Source organism: Streptomyces sparsus, from assembly GCF_054776295.1.
In genome coordinates, this window is record NZ_BAAHCA010000509.1 from 1 (window position 1) to 3,512 (window position 3,512).

General features: G+C 74.4%; 3 protein-coding genes and 1 pseudogene. 2 read left to right on the plus strand and 2 right to left on the minus strand.

Annotated elements, in window-relative coordinates:
* Positions 1 to 766, minus strand: a 766-nt coding sequence (locus tag ACYVE9_RS19350) for an HtaA domain-containing protein (protein WP_461029146.1), incomplete at its 3' end; no start/stop codon positions are given.
* Positions 763 to 2,178, minus strand: a complete 1,416-nt coding sequence (locus tag ACYVE9_RS19355) for an HtaA domain-containing protein (RefSeq protein ID WP_461029147.1) — start codon at positions 2,176 to 2,178, stop codon at positions 763 to 765. The genes ACYVE9_RS19350 and ACYVE9_RS19355, both read right to left, overlap by 4 nt.
* A gap of 138 nt (positions 2,179 to 2,316) precedes the next feature.
* Here ACYVE9_RS19355 and ACYVE9_RS19360 point away from each other — a divergent pair, with 138 nt between their 5' ends.
* Both ACYVE9_RS19360 and ACYVE9_RS19365 read left to right on the plus strand, forming a co-directional pair.
* The gene (locus ACYVE9_RS19360) at positions 2,317 to 3,330 is read left to right on the plus strand and encodes a heme/hemin ABC transporter substrate-binding protein (RefSeq protein ID WP_461029148.1); all 1,014 of its coding nucleotides are present in this window, start codon (positions 2,317 to 2,319) and stop codon (positions 3,328 to 3,330) included.
* A pseudogene (locus tag ACYVE9_RS19365) lies at positions 3,327 to 3,512 on the plus strand (hypothetical protein); the annotation flags it as partial. The gene ACYVE9_RS19360 and the pseudogene ACYVE9_RS19365, both read left to right, overlap by 4 nt.

The window sequence follows — 3,512 nt, forward strand, 5'->3', positions numbered from 1 at the left end:
CGCCCGAGTCGGAGCCGCCCGAGTCGGAGCCGCCCGTCGAGCCGCCGGTGTCGGTGCCGCCCGAGTCCGAGCCGCCGCTCTCCGAGCCGCCGTCCGTGCCGCCCGTACCCGAGCCGCCGCTCTCCGAGCCGCCCGAGGTGCCGCCGGTGGCGGCGGGCTGCACGGTCAGGGTGGCGGGGTCGAGAACGGTGCCCTTCTGGTACATGCCGTTGAACGCCGCCGCGCCCGCCTCGGTCATCGTGGTGGGGATGCCGGCGAAGGTCATCGCACCGCCGGCCCCGCTGCCCGGCCGCACCTCGGAGAGGTCCAGGTCGGCCAGTTCGACGTCGTCGCGGGTCTCTCCGGCCGCGGTGATGTCGGCGACGATGGAGCCGCCGGTACGGCCCTCCGTCACCAGTTTCACGTCCGAGAGCCTGATGTCGAAGCCGTGCGCCGTGGAGCGGAAGCGCACGTCGCCGGGGAAGGACGTGTTCACGGAGTGCGTGCCGAGGTCGTAGCTGCCCGTGCCGCCGCTGAACGTGAACGGCCCGTTGTCCGCAGCCTGTTCCGCCCCGCCCCCGGTGGTGATCTCTCCCTTGGCCATGCCCGCCACGTAGCTGCGGAAGGACTCCTTCACCCCCCATTCGAGGGTGGCGTCGGACAGCTCGATCGTGCCGGGGGCCTGCGGCGGGTCGTCCGCCGCGAGCGCCGGGACCGCGAAGGCGGTGGTGGCCAGCACGGTGGCGGTGGCGGCGGCGAGTGCCGCGCTGTGTCGGATGGTGTTCATCTTGGCTGGGACTCCTCGGAGTTGTCTTCGGTGACGGGGGCGGTCCGGCGTCTGCGCACGAACCAGAAGGCAGCGGCGAGCACTGCCAGGGAGGCGGCGGCCAGTGAGATCGGCAGCGCCGCGGAAGCGGAGGTGGTGGAGGCGGGCTCGGCGTCGGCGACCTGTTCCCGGGTGTCGGGGGACGCCGACAGGGAGGGGGTGCCGGTGGGTTCCGTGCCGAGATCGGGCAGGGCGGGCAGTTCGGCCTTCCCGTCGAGAGCGACGGCGAGTGACACCGGGTCCATGGCGGTGCCGGCCGGGTAGAGGCCGTCGAAGAACGTCGCTCCCTGGGCGGTGAGTTCGGCGGGGGCCTCGGTGACCGTGAGCAGGCCCCGCACGGGCTTGAGTGCGGCGTCGAACACGACCAGGGGTCGGCCGTCGGCCGACAGGGTGCCCTTGCCGTCGCGCACCTTCACCGACACCTTGAGCAGGGTGAGGTCGAGGTCCTTGCCGGTGAAGGCGACCTGGCCGCGGAAGTCGGCGGTCAGCTCGGCGCGTTCGGCGTTCCAGGTGCCCTTCAGCAGGGGGAAGCGGAACAGCGCGCCACCGTCCCCGGCGCCGTCGGACGTCTTCCAGCCGCCGTCCACGAGCGAGCCGCTGACGTGTTCCCGGAAGGTGCGGCGCACCCCCCAGTCGACGGCCGCGCCCTCCAGCGCGACCGGCCCCTTCGCGGGTGCGTCGCTCGCCTTCGCCTCGTAGGCCTTCGCCGACGGACTGGCGGAGGTGCTGTTCCGGTCGGTGGCGGCCGGGGTGCGCACGTCGACCGAGAGGCTGACCGGGTCGAGCGGGGTGCCGGCGGAGTAGTACCCGGCGAACGCCGCGGCACCCTCGGCGGTGAGCGTGGCCGGGACCGAGGACAGGGCGACGGGGGAGCCGCCGCCGTGCATGTCGACGCCCCCCAACTGGAGCCGGGCCAGGGGGACCTGGGCGCGGTCGGTGAATGTCCCGCTCCCCTTGGACCTGCTGCGCATGTCCGCGTGCAGGGTGCCGGCCCCGCCGCTGAAACGGACCGTGGGCCGGCTGATGGTGAGGTCCAGTTCGTGGCTGCCGTCGGCGCCGCGGTGGCCGGTGAAGCGCACCGCGCCGGCGAAGGAGGCCCGCAGCGTGCCGGTGTCCGGGTCGTAGCCGCCGCTGGCGGAGTGGAAGCGGAACTGGCTGTCGCCGACGGTGCCGGCGCCGGCGGCCAGTTGGAAGCCGCCCTGGGCGATCGGCCCGGTCACGTATCTCTGGAACGAGGTTTTGACGCCCCAGTCCAACCGGCCGCCGGAGACGGTGCGTTCGGCCGCCTGCGCCGGCAGTGCCGGCAGCAGCGCCGCGGCGAGTGCGGCGAGGAGCGCTGCGGCGAGTGGGCGCCGGAGTCCGAACGAGGGCATGACGGGGTCCTCCCGGGGAGACCTGGGGTGGTTAGTAAGGTAAGGCTAACCTAAGCTGACCGTCGACCTCCTGTACACCCCGACCCCTCGCTCGCTCCGGTCCCCGCCGCACCCACGGCCTCACGGAAGGCAGTTGCCGTGCCCTCACCACTTCGCCGCTCACCCCGGGCCCTCGCCGCAGCCGTCGCCCTGGCCCTGGCGCTCGCCGGATGCGCCGGTACGGACACCGGGCCCGACCCGGAGCCGCGGCCCCGCGCGGCTCCGGACCGGGTGGAGCCGCTGTCCGGGCCGGTCGCCCAGCCGGAACTGCCCGTCACCGCGACCTCGGCCGACGGGCGCGACGTGACCGTGCGCAGTGCCGACCGGATCATCCCGCTCACCGGTGCCCTGTCCGAGATCACCTTCGCGCTGGGCCTGGGGGAGAAGGTGGTCGCCAAGGACATCACCGCGACCTTCGAACAGGCCGCCGACCTGCCGGTGGTGACCCGGGCGCACGACGTGTCGGCCGAAGGCGTGCTCTCCCTGAAGCCCACCGTGGTCCTCGCCGAGACCACCACCGGGCCGTCCGAGGCCATCGACCAGATCCGGGCCGCCGGCATCCCCCTCCTGGTGGTCGCGCCCGCCCGGGGGCTCGACGACGTCGGCGAGCGCATCAGCGCGGTGGCCGAGGCGCTGGGAGTACCGGACGCCGGCGATCGGCTGCGGGAGCGCACCGACAAGCGGATCACCGCCGTCCGCGCGGAGATCCCCGACCCGGCCCGACCGCCCAGGGTCGCCTTCCTCTATCTGCGCGGCTCCGCCTCCGTCTACCTGCTCGGCGGCGCCGACTCGGGCGCCCGTTCGCTGATCGAAGCGGCCGGCGGCGTGGACGCGGGTACCGAGTCCGGTCTGAGCAAGGACTTCACCCCGCTCACCAGCGAGGCCCTGGCCGAGGCCGCCCCCGACGTGATCCTCGTGATGTCCAAGGGGCTGGAATCCGTCGACGGGGTGGACGGGCTGCTGGAGATCCCCGGCGTGGCGGAGACCCCGGCCGGGCTGGACCGCAGGATCGCCGACATCGACGACGGCCTGCTGCTCAACTACGGCCCGCGCACCGACCGGGTGCTGGCCGACCTCGCCCGGCAGATCCACCAGGAGGGCCCCCGGTCATGACCGCTCCGTCCCGCCCCGAGGCCCGCGACAGCCGGGGCCCCACCACCGAACAGCCCTCCGCCGCCGCCGAAGGACCCGCCCCCGCCGGGCGCCCCTCCCTCCCCGTCGTGCAGCCGCCCGTTGCCGAACAGCCGCCCCCTGCCGCAGGAGGGCCACCCGTCGCGGGGTGCCCGGGGCTCCCC